This window comes from Pseudomonas sp. 18175, from assembly GCF_050432925.1.
Classification (GTDB): Bacteria; Pseudomonadota; Gammaproteobacteria; order Pseudomonadales; family Pseudomonadaceae; genus Aquipseudomonas.
In genome coordinates, this window is sequence record NZ_JBKFTO010000011.1 from 78,447 (window position 1) to 97,121 (window position 18,675).

At 61.3% G+C, this 18,675-nt stretch carries 20 protein-coding genes; 12 read left to right on the forward strand and 8 right to left on the reverse strand.

The genetic code is table 11. From position 1 onward, the window contains the following. The first annotated feature begins 125 nt into the window (after window positions 1-125). From nuoG to ACLD1Y_RS16600, 10 genes are all read left to right on the forward strand, one after another. Entirely contained in the window at window positions 126-2,837 is a 2,712-nt protein-coding gene (gene nuoG / locus ACLD1Y_RS16555) for an NADH-quinone oxidoreductase subunit NuoG (protein ID WP_429478949.1), read from the forward strand. Continuing rightward, complete coding sequence (gene nuoH, locus ACLD1Y_RS16560; protein WP_017137518.1) at window positions 2,834-3,841, forward strand: NADH-quinone oxidoreductase subunit NuoH; 1,008 nt, start codon at window positions 2,834-2,836, stop codon at window positions 3,839-3,841. The genes nuoG and nuoH overlap by 4 nt, the downstream gene beginning before the upstream one ends. Window positions 3,842-3,852: 11 nt before the next feature. Next, entirely contained in the window at window positions 3,853-4,401 is a 549-nt protein-coding gene (gene nuoI, locus ACLD1Y_RS16565; protein WP_003174725.1) for an NADH-quinone oxidoreductase subunit NuoI, read from the forward strand. 9 nt (window positions 4,402-4,410) lie between these two features. Then, window positions 4,411-4,914 (forward strand): NADH-quinone oxidoreductase subunit J, encoded by a 504-nt coding sequence (gene nuoJ / locus ACLD1Y_RS16570; RefSeq protein ID WP_003174726.1) that lies wholly within the window; start codon window positions 4,411-4,413, stop codon window positions 4,912-4,914. Window positions 4,915-4,916: 2 nt separating this feature from the next. Further along, the gene (nuoK, locus tag ACLD1Y_RS16575) at window positions 4,917-5,225 is read left to right on the forward strand and encodes an NADH-quinone oxidoreductase subunit NuoK (RefSeq protein ID WP_003174727.1); all 309 of its coding nucleotides are present in this window, start codon (window positions 4,917-4,919) and stop codon (window positions 5,223-5,225) included. Beyond that, window positions 5,222-7,075 (forward strand): NADH-quinone oxidoreductase subunit L, encoded by a 1,854-nt coding sequence (gene nuoL / locus ACLD1Y_RS16580; RefSeq protein WP_429478950.1) that lies wholly within the window; start codon window positions 5,222-5,224, stop codon window positions 7,073-7,075. Before nuoK ends, nuoL begins: the two co-directional genes overlap by 4 nt. Window positions 7,076-7,124: 49 nt before the next feature. Next, entirely contained in the window at window positions 7,125-8,657 is a 1,533-nt protein-coding gene (gene nuoM / locus ACLD1Y_RS16585; RefSeq protein WP_010209575.1) for an NADH-quinone oxidoreductase subunit M, read from the forward strand. 7 nt (window positions 8,658-8,664) lie between these two features. Then, window positions 8,665-10,128, forward strand: a complete 1,464-nt coding sequence (nuoN, locus tag ACLD1Y_RS16590; RefSeq protein ID WP_429478951.1) for an NADH-quinone oxidoreductase subunit NuoN — start codon at window positions 8,665-8,667, stop codon at window positions 10,126-10,128. 240 nt (window positions 10,129-10,368) lie between these two features. After that, on the forward strand, window positions 10,369-10,719 hold the full coding sequence (locus ACLD1Y_RS16595; protein WP_429478952.1) for a toxin: 351 nt from the start codon (window positions 10,369-10,371) through the stop codon (window positions 10,717-10,719). Further along, entirely contained in the window at window positions 10,709-11,023 is a 315-nt protein-coding gene (locus ACLD1Y_RS16600) for a helix-turn-helix domain-containing protein (RefSeq protein ID WP_429478953.1), read from the forward strand. Before ACLD1Y_RS16595 ends, ACLD1Y_RS16600 begins: the two co-directional genes overlap by 11 nt. A gap of 137 nt (window positions 11,024-11,160) precedes the next feature. Here the strand turns inward: ACLD1Y_RS16600 and ACLD1Y_RS16605 are convergent, their stop codons facing one another. Together ACLD1Y_RS16605 and ACLD1Y_RS16610 are read right to left on the reverse strand one after the other, a co-directional pair. Beyond that, window positions 11,161-11,913 carry an outer membrane beta-barrel protein gene (locus ACLD1Y_RS16605; protein ID WP_429478954.1) on the reverse strand — a complete coding sequence of 251 codons (753 nt, stop codon included), beginning with the start codon at window positions 11,911-11,913 and terminating at the stop codon, window positions 11,161-11,163. Between the two features lie 133 nt (window positions 11,914-12,046). Then, window positions 12,047-12,874: an arylamine N-acetyltransferase family protein gene (locus ACLD1Y_RS16610; RefSeq protein WP_429478955.1), complete on the reverse strand. Its 828-nt coding sequence runs from the start codon at window positions 12,872-12,874 to the stop codon at window positions 12,047-12,049. Between the two features lie 121 nt (window positions 12,875-12,995). On the opposite strand from ACLD1Y_RS16610, the gene ACLD1Y_RS16615 reads away from it, so the two are divergent. Beyond that, a complete protein-coding gene (locus ACLD1Y_RS16615; protein WP_429478956.1) occupies window positions 12,996-13,232 on the forward strand; it encodes a DUF6555 family protein in 237 nt (78 codons plus the stop codon). Window positions 13,233-13,263: 31 nt separating this feature from the next. Here ACLD1Y_RS16615 and ACLD1Y_RS16620 read toward each other — a convergent pair whose 3' ends face one another. Beyond that, entirely contained in the window at window positions 13,264-13,461 is a 198-nt protein-coding gene (locus ACLD1Y_RS16620; protein WP_429478957.1) for a DUF6021 family protein, read from the reverse strand. 14 nt (window positions 13,462-13,475) lie between these two features. Then, a complete protein-coding gene (locus tag ACLD1Y_RS16625) occupies window positions 13,476-13,652 on the reverse strand; it encodes a hypothetical protein (protein ID WP_429478958.1) in 177 nt (58 codons plus the stop codon). Window positions 13,653-13,770: 118 nt separating this feature from the next. Between ACLD1Y_RS16625 and ACLD1Y_RS16630 the strand changes: the two genes are divergently transcribed. Next, window positions 13,771-14,292: a DUF3087 family protein gene (locus ACLD1Y_RS16630; RefSeq protein ID WP_429478959.1), complete on the forward strand. Its 522-nt coding sequence runs from the start codon at window positions 13,771-13,773 to the stop codon at window positions 14,290-14,292. 553 nt (window positions 14,293-14,845) lie between these two features. Here ACLD1Y_RS16630 and ACLD1Y_RS16635 read toward each other — a convergent pair. From ACLD1Y_RS16635 to ACLD1Y_RS16650, 4 genes are all read right to left on the reverse strand, one after another. Beyond that, window positions 14,846-15,979: an MFS transporter gene (locus ACLD1Y_RS16635; protein ID WP_429478960.1), complete on the reverse strand. Its 1,134-nt coding sequence runs from the start codon at window positions 15,977-15,979 to the stop codon at window positions 14,846-14,848. 46 nt (window positions 15,980-16,025) lie between these two features. Further along, window positions 16,026-17,390, reverse strand: a complete 1,365-nt coding sequence (locus ACLD1Y_RS16640; protein WP_429478961.1) for an MFS transporter — start codon at window positions 17,388-17,390, stop codon at window positions 16,026-16,028. 86 nt (window positions 17,391-17,476) lie between these two features. Next, window positions 17,477-17,932 (reverse strand): alpha/beta fold hydrolase, encoded by a 456-nt coding sequence (locus tag ACLD1Y_RS16645; protein ID WP_429478962.1) that lies wholly within the window; start codon window positions 17,930-17,932, stop codon window positions 17,477-17,479. Beyond that, entirely contained in the window at window positions 17,925-18,674 is a 750-nt protein-coding gene (locus ACLD1Y_RS16650; RefSeq protein WP_429478963.1) for an HvfC/BufC family peptide modification chaperone, read from the reverse strand. The genes ACLD1Y_RS16645 and ACLD1Y_RS16650 overlap by 8 nt, the downstream gene beginning before the upstream one ends. Window position 18,675 lies beyond the last annotated feature (1 nt).

Below are 18,675 nucleotides of genomic sequence, written 5' to 3' on the forward strand. Positions count from 1 at the left end.
AGCGAAGGGTCCGTGCCCTTCGCTTTCTCATGTGCTGACGCCTCAAGGGCTGTGTAGATGCACATGAATAACAAGATTCCATTAGCCACGCCCGCTGACAACGGGCCAACGAAGAACTTTGAACCATGGCCACTATCCACGTAGACGGCAAAGCGCTCGAAGTCGATGGGGCAGACAACCTGTTACAGGCATGTCTGTCACTCGGCCTCGACATCCCGTATTTCTGCTGGCACCCCGCACTTGGTAGCGTCGGTGCCTGTCGCCAGTGCGCGGTCAAGCAATACACCGACGAGAACGACACCCGTGGTCGTATCGTCATGTCGTGCATGACCCCAGCCACCGACAACACCTGGATCTCCATCGAAGATGAAGAGTCCAAGGCGTTCCGCGCCAGTGTTGTGGAATGGCTGATGACCAACCACCCCCACGACTGCCCGGTCTGTGAGGAAGGCGGTCATTGCCACCTGCAAGACATGACGGTGATGACCGGCCACAACGAGCGCCGTTATCGCTTCACCAAACGTACCCACCAGAACCAGGACCTCGGCCCGTTCATTTCCCACGAAATGAACCGCTGCATCGCCTGCTACCGTTGCGTGCGTTTCTATAAAGACTACGCCGGCGGCACCGACCTGGGCGTTTTTGGCGCCCACGACAACGTGTACTTCGGTCGCGTGGAAGACGGCGTGCTCGAAAGCGAGTTCTCCGGCAACCTCACCGAGGTCTGCCCGACCGGTGTGTTCACCGACAAGACCCACTCCGAGCGCTACAACCGTAAGTGGGACATGCAATTCGCGCCGAGCATCTGCCATGGCTGCTCCAGCGGTTGCAACATCTCCCCAGGCGAGCGCTACGGCGAACTGCGTCGCATCGAAAACCGCTTCAACGGTTCGGTCAACCAATACTTCCTGTGCGACCGTGGCCGTTTCGGCTATGGCTACGTCAACCGCAAGGACCGCCCGCGCCAACCACTGGCCGGCGGCGCCAAGCTGAGCCTGGACGACGCACTGGATAAAGCCGCCGACCTGCTGCGTGGCCGCAACATTGTCGGTATCGGTTCGCCCCGCGCCAGCCTCGAAAGCAACTACGCGTTGCGCGAACTGGTGGGTGCAGAGCACTTCTACAGCGGCATCGAAGCCGGTGAACTGGAACGCATCCGCCTGGTCCTGCAAGTACTGAACGACAGCCCGCTGCCGGTTCCGAACATGCGCGACATCGAAGACCACGACGCCATTTTCGTGCTCGGCGAAGACCTGACCCAGACCGCCGCCCGCGTGGCCCTGTCGTTGCGCCAGTCGGTCAAAGGCAAGGCTGAAGAAATGGCCGACGCCATGCGCGTACAGCCGTGGCTCGACGCCGCCGTGAAAAACATCGGCCAGCACGCATTGAACCCGCTGTTTATCGCGAGCCTGGCTGAGACCAAGCTCGACGACATCGCCGAAGAATGCGTACACGCCGCGCCCGACGACCTGGCCCGCATCGGTTTCGCCGTGGCCCACGCCCTCGACGCCAGTGCTCCTGCCGTCGAAGGCCTGGACAGCGAAGCCGTTGAACTGGCCCAGCGCATCGCCGACGCCCTGCTGGCCGCCAAGCGCCCATTGATCATTGCCGGCACCTCGTTGGGTTCCAAGGCGCTGATCGAAGCCGCAGCCAACATCGCCAAAGCCTTGAAGCTGCGTGACAAGAACGGCTCCATCAGCCTGGTGGTGCCGGAAGCCAACAGCCTTGGCCTGGCCATGCTTGGTGGCGAGTCTCTGGACGCTGGCCTGCAAGCGGTGATCGACGGCAATGCCGACGCCATCGTGGTGCTGGAAAACGACCTGTACACCCGCACCGATTCGGCCAAGGTTGACGCCGCGCTCAACGCCGCCAAGGTGCTGATCGTTGCCGACCACCAGACCACCGCCACCAGCGAACGTGCCGACCTGGTGCTGCCAGCCGCCACCTTCGCCGAAGGCGACGGTACTCTGGTGAGCCAGGAAGGCCGCGCCCAGCGCTTCTTCCAGGTGTTCGATCCGAAGTACATGGACGCCAGCATCCTGGTGCACGAAGGCTGGCGCTGGCTGCATGCCCTGCGCGCCACCTTGCTGAACCAACCGATCGACTGGACCCAGCTCGACCACGTGACCGCCGCCACCGCCGCCAGCGCGCCGCAACTGGCCCGTATTGTCGATGCCGCGCCGTCAGCCGCGTTCCGCATCAAGGGCATGAAACTGGCCCGTGAACCGCTGCGTTACTCCGGTCGTACCGCCATGCGCGCCAATATCAGCGTGCACGAACCGCGTACCCCACAAGACCCGGACACCGCGTTCGCGTTCTCCATGGAAGGTTACTCGGGCTCCGCCGAACCGCGTCAGCAGGTGCCGTTCGCCTGGTCGCCGGGTTGGAACTCGCCGCAAGCCTGGAACAAGTTCCAGGACGAAGTCGGTGGTCATATCCGCGCTGGCGACCCGGGCACCCGCCTGATCGAAAGCACCGGTGACTCGCTGAACTGGTTCGCTGCGGTACCGCGTCCGTTCAACCCGGCCCAGGGTACCTGGCAGGTTGTGCCGTTCTTCCACCTGTTCGGCAGCGAAGAGAATTCTTCCAAGGCCGCACCGGTGCAAGGCCGCATTCCAGAAGCCTACGTGTCCGTGGCCAAGTCCGAAGCCGACCGCCTGGGCGTCAACGACGGTGCTCTGCTCAGCCTGACTGTTGCCGGCCAGACCCTGCGTCTGCCGCTGCGCATCAACGAAGAGCTGGGCGCTGGCCTGGTTGCCCTGCCAAAAGGCATCGCCGGTATTCCAGCGGCGATCTTTGGCAAAACCGTTGACGGTCTGCAGGAGGCAGCGCAATGACTTGGTTCACGCCGGAAGTAATTGACGTGATCATTTCGGTGGTCAAGGCCATCGTGATCCTGTTGGCCGTGGTCGTGGCGGGCGCCCTGCTCAGCTTCGTCGAACGTCGCCTGCTGGGCTGGTGGCAGGACCGTTACGGTCCGAACCGCGTTGGCCCATTCGGCATGTTCCAGATCGCGGCCGACATGCTGAAAATGTTCTTCAAGGAAGACTGGACCCCGCCGTTTGCCGATAAGGTGATCTTCACCCTGGCACCCGTCGTGGCCATGAGCGCCTTGCTGATCGCCTTCGCGATCATCCCGATCACCCCGACCTGGGGCGTGGCGGACCTGAACATCGGCTTGCTGTTCTTCTTCGCCATGGCCGGTTTGTCGGTCTATGCGGTGCTGTTCGCGGGTTGGTCGAGTAACAACAAGTTCGCCCTGCTGGGCAGCTTGCGGGCTTCGGCCCAGACCGTGTCCTACGAAGTGTTCATGGGCCTGGCGCTGATGGGCATCGTGGTGCAGGTTGGCTCGTTCAACATGCGCGACATCGTTGAGTACCAGGCGCAGAACCTGTGGTTCATCATTCCGCAGTTCTTCGGCTTCTGTACCTTCTTCATCGCTGGCGTCGCCGTGACTCACCGTCACCCGTTCGACCAGCCGGAAGCGGAACAGGAACTGGCCGACGGTTACCACATTGAATATGCCGGCATGAAGTGGGGCATGTTCTTCGTCGGTGAGTACATCGGCATCATCTTGATCTCGGCCCTGCTGGTCACGCTGTTCTTCGGCGGCTGGCACGGTCCGTTCGGCATCCTGCCGCAGTTGGCGTTCTTCTGGTTCTTCCTCAAGACCGCGTTCTTCATCATGTTGTTTATCCTGCTGCGCGCTTCCATTCCGCGTCCACGATACGACCAGGTGATGGATTTCAGCTGGCGCTTCTGCCTGCCGCTGACCCTGATCAATTTGCTGGTGACGGCTGCCGTTGTGTTGTTGAACACGCCCGCCGGCGCGGTTCAGTGAGGATTTGACCCATGTTCAAATATATTGGCGACATCGTTAAGGGTACTGGTACCCAGTTGCGAAGCCTGGTGATGGTGTTCGGTCACGGTTTTCGCAAGCGCGACACCCTGCAATACCCGGAAGAAGCGGTGTACCTGCCGCCGCGTTATCGCGGCCGTATCGTGCTCACCCGCGACCCCGATGGCGAAGAACGCTGCGTAGCCTGCAACCTGTGCGCCGTGGCGTGCCCGGTGGGTTGCATCTCCCTGCAGAAAGCTGAAACCGAAGACGGTCGCTGGTACCCGGACTTTTTCCGCATCAACTTCTCGCGCTGCATTTTCTGTGGCCTCTGCGAGGAAGCTTGCCCGACCACCGCGATCCAGCTCACCCCGGATTTCGAGATGGCCGAGTTCAAACGTCAGGACCTGGTGTACGAGAAAGAAGATCTGCTGATCTCTGGTCCCGGTAAAAACCCTGATTACAACTTCTATCGTGTTGCAGGTATGGCCGTTGCCGGTAAGCCGAAGGGCGCCGCACAAAACGAAGCCGAGCCGATCAACGTGAAGAGCTTGCTGCCTTAAGGAAGAAAGATGGAATTCGCTTTCTATTTCGCGTCCGGTATTGCAGTGGTGTCCACGCTTCGCGTGATCACCAACACCAATCCTGTGCACGCCCTGCTCTACCTGATCATTTCGTTGATCGCCGTGGCCATGACCTTTTTCAGCCTCGGCGCACCGTTCGCCGGTGTGCTGGAAGTGATCGCCTATGCGGGCGCCATCATGGTGCTGTTCGTGTTTGTGGTGATGATGCTCAACCTGGGGCCGGCTTCGGTCGCCCAAGAGCGCGTCTGGCTCAAGCCCGGCATCTGGCTTGGCCCGGTTGTGCTGGCAGCCCTGCTGCTGGGTGAACTGCTGTATGTACTGTTCGCTCACCAGAGCGGCCAGGCCATCGGCCACACCACCGTAGACGCCAAGGCCGTGGGCATCAGCCTGTTCGGCCCGTACCTGCTGGTGGTCGAACTGGCTTCGATGCTGCTGCTTGCTGCAGCCATCACCGCCTTCCACTTGGGCCGCAACGAAGCCAAGGAGCAATGACGATGCCTGCTATCCCTTTGGAGCATGGTCTGGCGGTCGCCGGCATCCTGTTCTGCCTTGGCCTGGTCGGCCTGATGGTTCGCCGTAACATTCTGTTCGTGTTGATGAGCCTGGAAATCATGATGAACGCTGCGGCACTCGCGTTCATCGTTGCCGGTGCACGTTGGGGCCAGCCGGATGGACAAGTCATGTTCATCCTGGTGATCAGCCTGGCAGCCGCCGAGGCCAGCATTGGCCTGGCGATCCTGCTGCAACTGTATCGTCGCTTCCACACGCTTGATATCGACGCTGCCAGTGAGATGCGCGGATGAACATGATCTTTCTGACTTTCGTATTTCCCCTGATCGGTTTCCTGCTGCTGTCGTTCTCTCGCGGACGCTGGTCGGAAAACCTCTCTGCCTTGATTGGCGTGGGCTCCATTGGCCTGTCGGCCATCGTCGCCGCCTACGTCATCTGGCAATTCAACGTGGCGCCGCCGGAAGGCGGCCACTACACCCTGGTGTTGTGGCAGTGGATGTCGGTGGAGGGCTTCAAGCCTAACTTCGCCCTCTACGTCGACGGCCTGTCGATCACCATGCTTGGCGTGGTGGTGGGCGTGGGTTTCCTGATCCACCTGTTCGCGTCCTGGTACATGCGCGGTGAAGCCGGTTACTCGCGCTTCTTCTCGTACACCAACCTGTTTATCGCCAGCATGCTGTTCCTGGTGCTGGGCGATAACCTGTTGTTCCTGTACTTCGGCTGGGAAGGCGTGGGCCTGTGCTCGTACCTGTTGATCGGTTTCTACTACAGCAACCGCAACAACGGTAACGCGGCACTCAAGGCGTTTATCGTCACCCGAATCGGTGACGTGTTCATGGCCATCGGCCTGTTCATTCTGTTCCAACAGGTGGGCACGCTGAACATCCAGGAACTGCTGGTGCTGGCACCGCAGAAGTTCCAAGTCGGCGACTTCTGGATCACCCTGGCGACCCTGATGCTGCTGGGTGGCGCCGTGGGTAAATCCGCGCAACTGCCGCTGCAAACCTGGCTGGCGGATGCGATGGCCGGTCCTACCCCTGTTTCCGCACTGATTCACGCGGCAACCATGGTAACCGCCGGTGTCTACCTGATCGCCCGTACCCACGGCCTGTTCACCCTGGCGCCGGACATCCTGCATCTTGTAGGAATCGTTGGTGGCGTGACCCTGGTACTGGCCGGTTTTGCTGCCCTGGTACAGACCGACATCAAGCGTATCCTCGCCTACTCGACCATGAGCCAGATCGGTTACATGTTCCTGGCCTTGGGCGTTGGCGCCTGGGACGCGGCGATCTTCCACCTGATGACCCACGCCTTCTTCAAGGCCCTGCTGTTCCTTGCCTCCGGTGCGGTGATCGTTGCCTGCCACCACGAGCAGAACATCTTCAAGATGGGCGGCCTATGGAAGAAACTGCCACTGGCCTACGCCAGCTTCATCGTCGGTGGTGCCGCCCTGGCCGCCCTGCCGCTGGTGACTGCCGGTTTCTACTCCAAGGACGAAATCCTCTGGGAGGCCTTCGCCAGCGGCCACCAGAACCTGCTGTACGCAGGCCTGGTCGGCGCCTTCATGACCTCGCTGTACACCTTCCGCCTGATCTTCATCACGTTCCACGGTGAAGCCAAGACCGAAGCCCACGCAGGCCACGGCATCTCCCATTGGTTGCCGTTGTCGGTGCTGATCGTGCTGTCGACCTTCGTCGGCGCCATGATCACCCCGCCGCTGCACGGTGTACTGCCGCAAAGCGTCGGCCACGCCGGCGGCGATGCCCAGCACAGCCTGGAAATCGCCTCGGGCGCCATTGCCATCGCCGGTATCTTGCTGGCCGCGCTGCTGTTCCTGGGCAAGCGTCGCTTCGTGACGGGCGTTGCCAACAGTGGCATTGGCCGCTTCCTGTCGGCCTGGTGGTTCGCTGCCTGGGGCTTCGACTGGATCTACGACAAACTGTTCGTCAAGCCTTACCTGGCCATCAGCCATGTACTGCGCAAAGACCCGCTCGACCAGACCATCGGTTTGATCCCGCGTGCCGCCAAGGCCGGTCACACCGCCCTGAGCCGCAGCGAGACTGGCCAACTGCGTTGGTATGCAGCCTCTATGGCGGCCGGCGCCGTGCTGGTGATCGGCGCCATCGTCGTGGTAGCGGTGTGACTATGAACTTTGCCAACTTTGCGAACTTGCGAAAGGAAACGAGCCTGTCATGATTCTGCCCTGGCTAATCCTGATCCCCTTTATCGGCGGCCTGCTCTGCTGGATGGGTGAACGCTTCGGCGCCACCCTCCCCCGCTGGATTGCGTTGCTGACCATGTCCCTGGAACTCGCACTCGGCCTCTGGCTGTGGGCCCACGGCGACTATTCATTTGCTCCGGCACCGGGTGTCGATCCAACGTTCGCGCTTGAATTCAAGCACGTGTGGATCCAGCGCTTCGGCATCAACGTGCACCTGGCCCTCGACGGCCTGTCGCTGTTGATGATCCTGCTGACCGGCCTGCTGGGTATCCTTTCGGTACTCTGCTCGTGGAAAGAGATCCAGCGTCATGTGGGCTTCTTCCACCTGAACCTGATGTGGATCCTGGGCGGCGTTGTTGGCGTGTTCCTCGCCCTTGACCTGTTCATGTTCTTCTTCTTCTGGGAAATGATGCTGGTGCCGATGTACTTCCTCATCGCGCTCTGGGGTCACAGTTCTTCGGACGGCAAGAAAACCCGGATCTACGCGGCGACCAAGTTCTTCATCTTCACCCAGGCTTCCGGCCTGATCATGTTGGTGGCGATCCTGGGTCTGGTACTGGTCAACTTCAACAACACCGGCGTGATCACCTTCAACTACGCCGACCTGTTGAAAACCAAGATGTCCCTGACCACCGAGTACATCCTGATGCTGGGCTTCTTCATCGCCTTCGCGGTGAAGCTGCCGGTGGTGCCGTTCCACTCCTGGTTGCCTGACGCTCACGCCCAGGCGCCGACTGCCGGTTCCGTGGACCTGGCCGGTATCTTGCTGAAAACCGCTGCTTACGGCCTGCTGCGTTTCGCCCTGCCGTTGTTCCCGAATGCCTCGGCTGAATTCGCACCGATTGCGATGACCCTGGGCCTGATCGGGATCTTCTACGGTGCGTTCCTGGCCTTTGCCCAAACCGACATCAAGCGTCTGATTGCCTTCTCGTCCGTTTCCCACATGGGTTTCGTACTGATCGGCATCTACTCCGGCAGCCAACTGGCGCTGCAAGGCGCAGTGATCCAGATGTTGGCCCACGGTGTGTCGGCCGCGGCCCTGTTTATCCTGAGTGGCCAGTTGTACGAGCGCCTGCACACCCGTGACATGCGTGAGATGGGTGGCGTGTGGTCGCGCATTGCCTACCTGCCAGCGATCAGCCTGTTCTTCGCTGCGGCCTCCCTGGGCTTGCCGGGTACTGGCAACTTCATCGGCGAGTTCCTGATCCTGATGGGTGCCTTCGTGCAAACGCCGTGGATCAGCGCCATTGCAACGTCGGGCCTGGTCTTCGGTTCGGTCTACTCGCTGATCATGATCCACCGCGCCTACTTCGGCCCGGCCAAGTCCGACACCGTCCTGCAAGGGATGGATGCTCGCGAACTGATCATGGTGCTCGGCCTTGCGGTGCTGCTGATCTACATCGGCGTGTACCCGCAACCGTTCCTGGACACTTCTGCCGCGACGATGCATGGCGTGCAGCAGTGGTTCGGCACCGCCTTCTCTCAACTCGCTTCGGCCCGGTAAGAGCGCTATGGAATTCACGATCCAACACTTTATCGCGCTTGCGCCGCTGCTGATCACCAGCCTCACCGTTGTCGCGGTGATGCTGGCCATCGCCTGGCGCCGCAATCACTCGCAAACGTTCCTGCTGTCGTGTGCCGGGTTGAACCTGGCCCTGCTGTCGATCATCCCGGCCCTCAAGGTCGCGCCACTGGCGGTCACGCCATTGATGATGATCGATGACTTCGCCTTGCTGTACATCGCACTGATCCTGGTGGCCACGTTGGCCTGCGTCACCCTCGCCCACGCCTACCTCGGCGAAGGCGGCACCGGCTACCCAGGCAACCGCGAAGAGCTGTACCTGCTGATCCTGCTGGCTGCGGCCGGTGGCATCGTGCTGGTCAGCGCACAGCACCTGGCGGGCCTGTTCATCGGCCTGGAACTGCTGTCGATCCCGACCTACGGCCTGGTAGCCTACGCCTTCTTCAACAAGCGCTCCCTGGAAGCCGGCATCAAGTACATGGTGCTGTCGGCCGCCGGTTCCGCGTTCCTGTTGTTTGGTATGGCCCTGCTGTATGCCGAAGCTGGCAGCCTGAGCTTCACCGGTATCGGCCACGCCCTGGCCACCACCAGCATGCCTGCGCCGATTGCCCAACTGGGCCTGGCGATGATGCTGATCGGCCTGGCGTTCAAGCTGTCGTTGGTGCCGTTCCACCTGTGGACCCCGGACGTGTACGAAGGCGCCCCGGCGCCGGTGGCCGCGTTCCTGGCTACCGCGTCGAAGGTGGCTGTGTTTGCGGTGATGGTGCGTCTGTTCCAGATCTCCCCTGCGGCCAACACTGGCGTGCTGAGCAACGTGCTGACCGTGATCGCCATTGCGTCGATCCTGTTCGGTAACCTGCTGGCCCTGACCCAGAACAACCTCAAGCGTCTGCTGGGTTACTCCTCCATCGCGCACTTCGGCTACCTGCTGATCGCCCTGGTGGCGAGCAAAGGCTTGGCCGTGGAAGCCATGGGCGTGTACCTGGTCACCTACGTCATCACCAGCCTCGGCGCGTTCGGCGTGATCACGCTGATGTCCTCGCCGTTCAAAGGCCGTGACGCCGACGCCCTGTACGAATATCGCGGCCTGTTCTGGCGCCGTCCGTACCTGACCGCCGTGCTCACCGTGATGATGCTGTCCCTGGCCGGCATTCCGCTGACCGCAGGCTTTATCGGCAAGTTCTACATCGTGGCTACCGGTGTTGAAGCCCACGAATGGTGGTTGGTTGCCTCCCTCGTGCTGGGCAGCGCCATCGGCGTGTTCTACTACCTGCGCGTGATGGTGACCCTGTACCTGATCGAGCCAAACCTGCGCCGTGTGGATGCCGAGCTGCATTGGGAACAGAAGGCAGGCGGCGTGATGCTGCTGGCCATCGCCCTGCTCGCGTTCTTCCTGGGCGTGTACCCACAACCGTTGCTCACCCTGGTGCAGCATGCGGTGTTGGGGGTTTGATCGCTTAGCGTGATGTCAGTAAACAAAACGGCGCCTTCGGGCGCCGTTTTGCATTTCTAGGCCAAGTGCTTTTGCCCTCCTCCACTTGCTGAAAATTCCTCTCCTGCCTGCCTGCTTCGTCCGGCATCTAGCCGCCAAAGGTCGCCGTATGGTGGCTGCGTTTTAGGAAAACTCCCACAGTCGGGTCACTTGACCCAAAACAAGTGGGCCAGCAAACTCTACGCAGGCTACGTACAGAACATGGATGCTCTATTTATCGAACTGCCGGCCTTTGAACGGCATCGCAAGGACTATCTGAGTGACGAGCTTTTCCGAGGTTTTCAACAAGAATTGATGAGGAACCCGGAAGCAGGAGACGTGATCGAGGGAACGGGAGGGTTACGCAAGGTCCGCTTCATCGATGAACGACGAAACAAGGGCAAGCGCGGTGGGCTGCGAGTCATTTACTACTGGTGGTCAGGCGGCACGCAATTTTGGTTGTTCACCCTGTACGGCAAACACGAACAGGACGACCTGACACCGCAGCACAAAAAAGCCCTAAAACACATGCTGGACAGGGAAATCAAAGCGAGAACACATCATGAAACGTGAAATCTTTTCCGAACTGGTCGAAGGCTTCGACGCATTGGCAGACGAACGCCAAGGCAAAATCACCCTACGGACCCACAAGGTCCAACTAAACAAACTCTCACCCCTTACCGCAGAAGAAGTGGTCGCGGTGCGCCAACAGCTCAACCTCTCCCGCTCGGTATTTGCCATGTATCTGCGCACCAATACCCGCACACTGGAGAATTGGGAGCAAGGCCGGGCCAAGCCCAATGCCCAGGCCGTCACCTTGATTCGTCTGGTGGAGCGTTTTCCGGAAACCGTGGCGCAACTTGCTGCATTGAGTTAACACCCCGTACCAGTGTGGGAGCGGGCTTGTGTGGGAGCGGGCTTGCTCGCGAATGCGCAGTGTCAGTCACAGATACTTCGACTGACCCACCGCTTTCGCGAGCAAGCCCGCTCCCACAGGCGTGATGCGGTGTGGCGTTAAAACGCAATACCAACCTTCAGCCCATACTCATCACGCTTGAGCTTGGTGTTGTCCGCCACGTCCGAGTCTTCATCCAGCTTGTACTCGGTGCGGGTGTAGTACAGGCCCGCCACCACCGGCAGGTCACCGTTGCGGTTCATCAGCAGGCTGACTTCGGCGTAGGGGTTGGTGCGGTCCTTGAGGTCCACGGTGTCGCTGCCCAGGCCGTCCACCTTGATCTTGGCGCGGCTGTCGAGGGTGCGGCGGGCACCGGCTTCGACACGCAGGGTCATGTCATCAAACTGGTGGTTGTAACCCAGGGCCGCCTTGGCAAAGGGCGACTTGCTGGTGAGCTCCAGGTCGTAGTCGTTGGAGTCCAGCTCGTAGCGCGTCCAGCTGTAGCCGCCACCCACAATCACATCAACCGAGTTGCGGGCATCCATCGCGGCACGCCAGCCCAGGTCCAGATCGGCCTGGCCGTCCTTGAGCTTGTTGTCACTTTTCTTGCCGTACTTGGCCTGGACACCGGCCTGGTAGATAAACCCGGATTCGGCGGTGAGTTTGTTGCCGAAGTTGTAGAACAGACCGGCTTCGGGCATATCGTCCTTGTCACTCTCACTGCCGCCTTCGAGTTTGAAATCGTTGTAGCTGCCCAACAGACCGAAGGTGGAAATCGGCGCAGTGGACGGTGCGGCGAACACCACGGCAGGCGCAGCGACCAGCGCCAGCAGCGAGGAACCCTTGAGGACTTTTCCGAATAGCTTGGACATCGTTTTACATCTCCTTGTCTGGTGAGCAAATTATTCAGGAACCGCTTCGAGCCCCAATACAGGGAAAAGGTTCGAAAAAATCTGCAACCATTTAGACGTAAAACGGTTCAGCGAAGGCTCTATCTCAATATTCTCAAGTGCCAGCCTTTACTAAGCCATCCAGCGTTTTACGCAGCTGTGCATGGGCCGGCAAGCGAATGCCAAAGGTGTCCTGCAACAGGGCCATGAGCTCATCGGCGCTACCCAGGGCATGCTTTTCGCTCGGCCGATCCAGGTAATGCACTGCGTAGTTGGCGTTGGCCAGCGTGTGGCGTTTACCCGTTGCCAGCCGTGCGACCTTGAGCTGCCCCACGAACGGTGATTCCGGATGGGTGGACACGTACCAGTTGCCGATGGTGTAGTCGATATCCGTCTGCACCTGCAGGTCGAACACATACAATCCCCGCCACTCCCCGGCAACCTGCGCCCACAGGGTATAACTGCCCTGCCCGTCGAACGTCAGCCGATACGGCTCGTGAGCCGTGGCCTGCACCACCTCGGTGTCCAACTGCAACGGACTGCTGGGTACCATGCCGCCAAAGCCGACATCGGTGATGTAGCGCACCCCATCCAAAGTCACCAGGCTCAGTCGATGGGTACGCGCCGTGTGCGCATCCGCCGGCCCGCCCATCACAACCCGGCCGGTAATGCCCCGCGCGTCGAAACCCAGCTCCTGCAACAAGGCCAGGAACATCTGGTTCAACTCATAGCAGTAGCCGCCCCGCCCATCCAGCAGCACTTTCTGCTCAACGCTGGGCAGGTCGATGGGCACTGGCAGGTGCAGCAAGGTCGACAGGCTTTCAAAGGTGAACGCGCACACGTGGCGCAGTTGCAGATCCTGCAGGGTGTGCAGAGTGGGCGGAGGCGATGTGTCGTAACCCAGGCGTTGCAGGTAGAGCTGGCGGTGGGTCAGGCGGGACATTGCACAATCCTTGGGCACGGGGCTAGGCCGCCTACTATGCCGCGCCGGCATGCAGGTTGTCATTTTGAATGAACCTTTTTGAACGCCCTCCTATCCATTGATAACAACACAGGGAGGCAACATGAGTACCGCAAAAATCTACACGATCAATTACCAACTGCACGGTCAACCGAAATCCTTTGTGGTACGTGCCGAAGTAATGAACAACGCCGAGGCCTGGCACTGGGCGGCGGTGGATGCCGACATCGCCCATGTGAGCCGCATAGGGCGCGTGGGCCATGAACAGGTGAAGAAGACCACGCGGCCTTGGGCGGAGAAGTTTGGCGTGACCGAAGTGACGTGGATAGCACCCAAATAAACACAAACCCCGCACTACGGCGGGGTTCAGGTCATGGCTTCAAGCCGCCCAATGGATCATAGGGCGGCTTTTTTTCGGCCTGGTGTTTTTCCTTGTCCAGCGGCGCAATTGCCGGCCCAATCGGGTCCACCTGCGGGTCGGCCACATCTGGCGAGTCTGGATCGAAACCCAGTTCGTCCTTGCCGCTTGCATGCTCGCCCGAGCCCGGGCCTTTTGGGGGATTACTCACGGTGTTCTCCTTGCTCAGAGTGGACGAGCCCTGTCGTGGAGGTTCTCCAAGTTTTCCTCAGCTTCTTCCACGTCTTGCTCTTGGCGTTCGGCCGGGTCGTTGGGGCGCAGTGCGTCGTTATCGCGCTCCTCTTCGCCGGGCATGCGGTCTGGATTGGGTGTTCCAGGGGGTGGCTGTTTGTACTCGGGCATGATGATTCACCTTCAGGTGGGTTACAGGTTTTAGAGAAACCCCGCGGCGCCATCGTTCAACTTGTTTACCCCATCCATGCGAAGATGCCAGCCCGCCCCTTCTGGAGATTTGAACCGGATGTTCGAACTCAAACCCTGCGACCCCGTGACCTTTCGCCGACAAACCCGCCGCAGCACGCTGATCGTGGCGGTGCTGTTCCTGTTGCTGGCCATGCTGCTATCGACCCTGGCCGTGATGCTGTTCGGCGAGCCGGGCGGCGATAATTTTCGTTTCAATGTCGGCGGCGTGTTTGCCGGCGTGCTGATTACGGTGGCCCTGGTACGTGGCCCGCTCTGGACCCGGTCCTGGATGGCGGCAGCGGTGTATGGCTGGCAGCTCAAGCGCTGCCTGATGAGCGTGACGAATGTGATGCACAAGGTCACCGAGCGGGTGCAAGCGAATGATCCAACGGCGCTCAAGGTGTTGCGCTTTTATCACCTGGGGCTGACGCAGATGCATGAGCTGGACGCCAATTCCAGCGCCCAGGCGCAGATGGTGGGTGAGGTCGAAGCGCATAAAGCCAAGCTGCAGGCGCTGGGGATCGCCACCGAGCAGACCCGTTTTGAACCCGCCTGGATCGAGACCCTGAAAAGCGTTTGAATGCTCTGCCTGATGTACGCAGATGCAAATGTGGGAGCGGGCTTGCCCGCGAAGACGGCCCATCATGCGACTGGGGTTTCTTGGGTGTAAATCGCGCTAATGTGGGGGGCTTGCCTGCGATAGCTTTGTGTTAGGCGCTGGAGGAGTTTGGGCGGAGTACATATCCGTTATTTGGGGGAAGTCTGATATGGGTTTCGCCCTTACGGCGAGTCACTTTGGAAAAGAGCCCCAAAGTAACCAAAGGGCTCTTGCCCCACCACTCGGCACCTCGCCTAGGCTCGGTGTGCCCTCTCTCCGGCTTGAATCCGTGGGCCGCCGTCATGGGCCATCCTTGGCCCAGGACGGCTAACCCGGCGTCCTGCCGGGTTACCCACGGATTCAAGCCTGCGTTCGGCCAGCGTGGTTAACGGGGCGCCTGAGATCAAGATCAAAAGCCAAATCAAAAGCCAGAGCCAGAGCCAGAGCCAGAGCCAGAGCCAGAGCCAGAGCCAGAGCCAGAGCCAGAGCAAACCACTATCTAAGTGATGTATGGAGATCCAAATGTGGGAGCGGTTTACGCCGCAGAAACCTTGGCCCGCCAGCAGAACACCGCGCTCACGGCAATCGCCGCGCCCGCTACGCCAAACACCCAAGGCGCTGAAGCAATCGGCAGTAGCAAGCCGGCCAGCAACGGCCCCAGGCCCGCGCCGATATCCCGCCACACCGCGTTGGACGCCAACGCCGACACACGCATCGACCCAGGGTTGCGTTCGGCCACCAGGGTGGTCACCAGCGGCAGTTGCAAGGCGCGCAACACTAGCACCGCCGCAGCGCCGACAATCACCCAGTAGCTGCCAAACGCGGTCAGGGCCAGGGCGCTCAGGAACGAAAACAACAAGAGCATCGAGGTGGCGCCAAAGCGCTGTGCCGCGCGGCCGCCCAAGGGGCTCAGGAGCATTTCCGAGACGTACCGCAGCGCCATCAAGCCACCGGCGATCAGCACCGCGTCACCGCCGAGGATCTTCTGCGCCTGGATCGACAGGCCGAAGATAAACAGCCCATCCAGGGCCACGCCTTCGATAAACGACCACATCGCCACGCTGTCCGGCCACTTGAAACGCCGCCCTGGCGTGCTGTGCAAATCATGGCCGGCCGTAGGCAAGCCGCGAGCCATCCACAAGCCCACCAGACAAGCCCCGGCCAGGATCAGAAAGATCGGCCGCGGCCCAGCCCACAGCGTCAGCCAACCGCCCAGGGGCAAGGCCAGCATCGGGCCGAGGGCGATCAATGCCCGCGAACGCCCGGCCCTGCGTGCAGCACCGGCAGGCTCGGCGGTGGCCAACACTTGGGTCGAGAGGTTCAACGCGGCAAAACATAGGCCCCATACCAATCGCAGCCCCAACAGGGCGGCAAACCCCGAAAGCATCGAGTTGCCCACCGCGCACAGCGTCGCGGCGCCAGCGGCGATCATGCAGGTCAGGCGGTCGCCGTTACGGGCGTAAAAATTCAGCACATGCCGGTAGCCGAAGATCCGCACCAGGCGGTTGGCCGCCAGCAACACCCCGGCCTGGGCCAGGGTGATGCCGAAGGCCTGGGATTCCATGGGCAGCAGCAGGTAGAGCAACACGTCGCTGGGCAGGCACAAAGCCAGGGTCAGCGCGGCGCGGCGGGACTGGGTGTCGGCGGTGCGGAGGGCCTGGCTGGTCATAAATCTGAAACATCCCGAAATATTCAGGTCGCCACGGTAGCCTTAATCAAGCCGTTTTCCCATAGGGCAACAGCCGCAAACCACTGGCGACCGCCCCCACCAACGCAAACCCGCAGCCCAGCCACAGCGCGTATTGCGGGCCGCTGCCCAACGACAGGTGGAAACACAACGCCACCAACGACGCCCCCAGCGTCTGCCCCAGCAGGCGCGAAATCGCCACGATGCCACTGGCCCCACCGCTGCGGGCGAGCGGCGCACTGGTCATCAATGCCTTGAGGTTGGGCGACTGGAAGAACCCGAACCCTGCGCCGCACAACGCCATGCGCCAGCCGATATCAAACGCCGACGCGCCATCCCCCAGGCTAGCCAATGCCGCCATGCCCACGCTGAGCATCAACAAGCCAATGCCACACAGCACGCCCAGCGACACACGGTCGGCCAGACGCCCCGCCACCAACGCCATCACCGCCACCACAGCCGGCCACGGGGTCATCAGGAAACCGGTTTCCACCTGGCTGTGACCCAACACCGCCTGCAACAGAAAGGGCAATGACACAAACGCCAGGCCCTGGGCGCTGAATGCGCAAATGGCGGTCAGGGAAGACAAAGCAAACACCGGCCGTTTGAACAGGTCCAGGGCCAACATCGGCGCCGGATGGTCAGCCTGGCGACGTAGCAACAAGGCGCCGCATACCAATGCCACGGCGACCAGGCCGAGGGTCAGGGCGCCTTGGGCACCGTGCACGGCGGTGCCCAAGCCCAACACCAGCAAGGCAAACAACGCCGCACACAGCAACGCCGCGAGACGGTCGAAGGCGTGCCCGGTCATCGGCAGGGTCGGCAGGGAGCGCAGGCCCAACCCCAGGGCCAACAACCCCAGCGGTACGTTGATCAGGTACAGCCAATGCCAGGTGGTCACCGACAGAATCGCCGACGCTGCTGTTGGCCCCAAGGTAAATGCCAGCCCCACCACCAGCGAGTTATAGCCCAAGCCACGCCCGAGCATTTTCGACGGGTAGATATGCCGCAGCAACGCGGTGTTCACACTCATGATCGCCGCCGCCCCCAGCCCCTGCACCACCCGCGCAGCCGTCAGGGTCGCCAACGACCCCGCCAACCCGCAAAACAGCGACGAGACGATAAACAGCAGCAACCCGCCCAGGTACACCCGGCGATGGCCCAGCACGTCACTCAACGAAGCGAACGGCAGCACCGTGGCGATAATCGCCAACTGGTAGGCATTGACCACCCAGATCACCGAGGCCGAATCCGTGCCAATCCCCTCGGCCAAGGTGGGCAACGCGGTGTTGACGATGGCCGTGTCCAGGGTTGCCATGCCGATCCCCAGGGAGATCGCGATCACAGCCGGCAGGCGTTTATTGAGGGGCAACCCATCGGCAACAGAAGACATGAACGATCCGCACAGGTGACAAAGGCGTCTAGATTACGGGCAGCGGGGATTTTTTTCAGTGGGTGATTGCGTGGCTGACGGAGTTTTCATGTTCGCCAGTGCCCAGTCTTGGCCATCACCGCCACCGCTTCGGCAAACCCCGCTTGGGGCGCGGCGTTCAAGGTCACCAAGCCCACACACCGACTCGGCTTCAACCCCGCCGCTCGCGTGGCCACCCGCGCGCCCTGCTCCACACCGGCCAGCACGGCTTCGGGGATATGCAGGGCATTCATCAGTTCCAGCACGTCCTGGCCCAGCACCGCCTCGTCCTGCTCGCGCAGGTACGGCACGATCACCCGAAACCCCTGGGCCGCCAACGGTGCCGTCACCTGGGCAAACGCCTGCACATCCGCCGCCAGCAAGATAATCGCGCGTCCCTCCGAGGGGCCGAACTGTTCATAGCGCAGTTGCATGTCGTCGTCGCTCATCACCTGTTGCACGGCAAACGCCGGTGCCGCGGCCACCACGGCGGCCAGCAGCAAAAAACCACGTCGATCAAACATGATTCACCCCCACGATCAATTCACTGCCCAGCCATGTGGCCAGGTATTCACCCGCTTGCATCACGCCCTCCTCTTCCCCCAGGCGTGCCACCAAAAACTCGCACAGGCCGGCGAAGCTGCCGTCGGCCTGCAGATGCAGCAGGGTCTGCAATTCCAGTGCATCCACCTGGCGCAGGCGCGAGGTGAACTGGCGGCGCCACACCAGCAGGCCGCCCGCGTCCGGCAGCATCATTGCCTCGGGCGCGTCCGTGTCCTGCCACAGCGCCGACCAGATCGCTTCGGCATTGGTGGTCAGGGCGCGGCAGCGCAGCGACGACGTGAGTTGCAGCACCGCGGTGTCCCAGTCCACGTGGGCCAAACTCTCCACGGCCAAGGGCTGGGCATCGGCGGCGATAAAGGCCTCGCTCAAGGCCCATTCGATCCAGGCCAGTTCGTGCACGTCCGGGTTGTGGGGAAACTCGGCTTTCAAGGTGCGATAGAACAACGCGGGGTAAGCATCCAGGGTCCAGGCATGGGGTGGGTACTGGTCGATATGGTGGATGCTGGCCACCAGGAACAGCTCCTCGCCGACCCAACGACGCAAGGTAGGGAACGCTTGCTCCAGGCAACCCACCAATTGTGCGCGGTAGTTGTTCTGGTACACCGTAAGGCCCGCGTTATTGTTGCCCAGCAACTGCGCGGACTCATCCGACGCACTCACCAACCAACGTTGAAAGGTGTGTTGCAACTCGGCCAGGTTCATT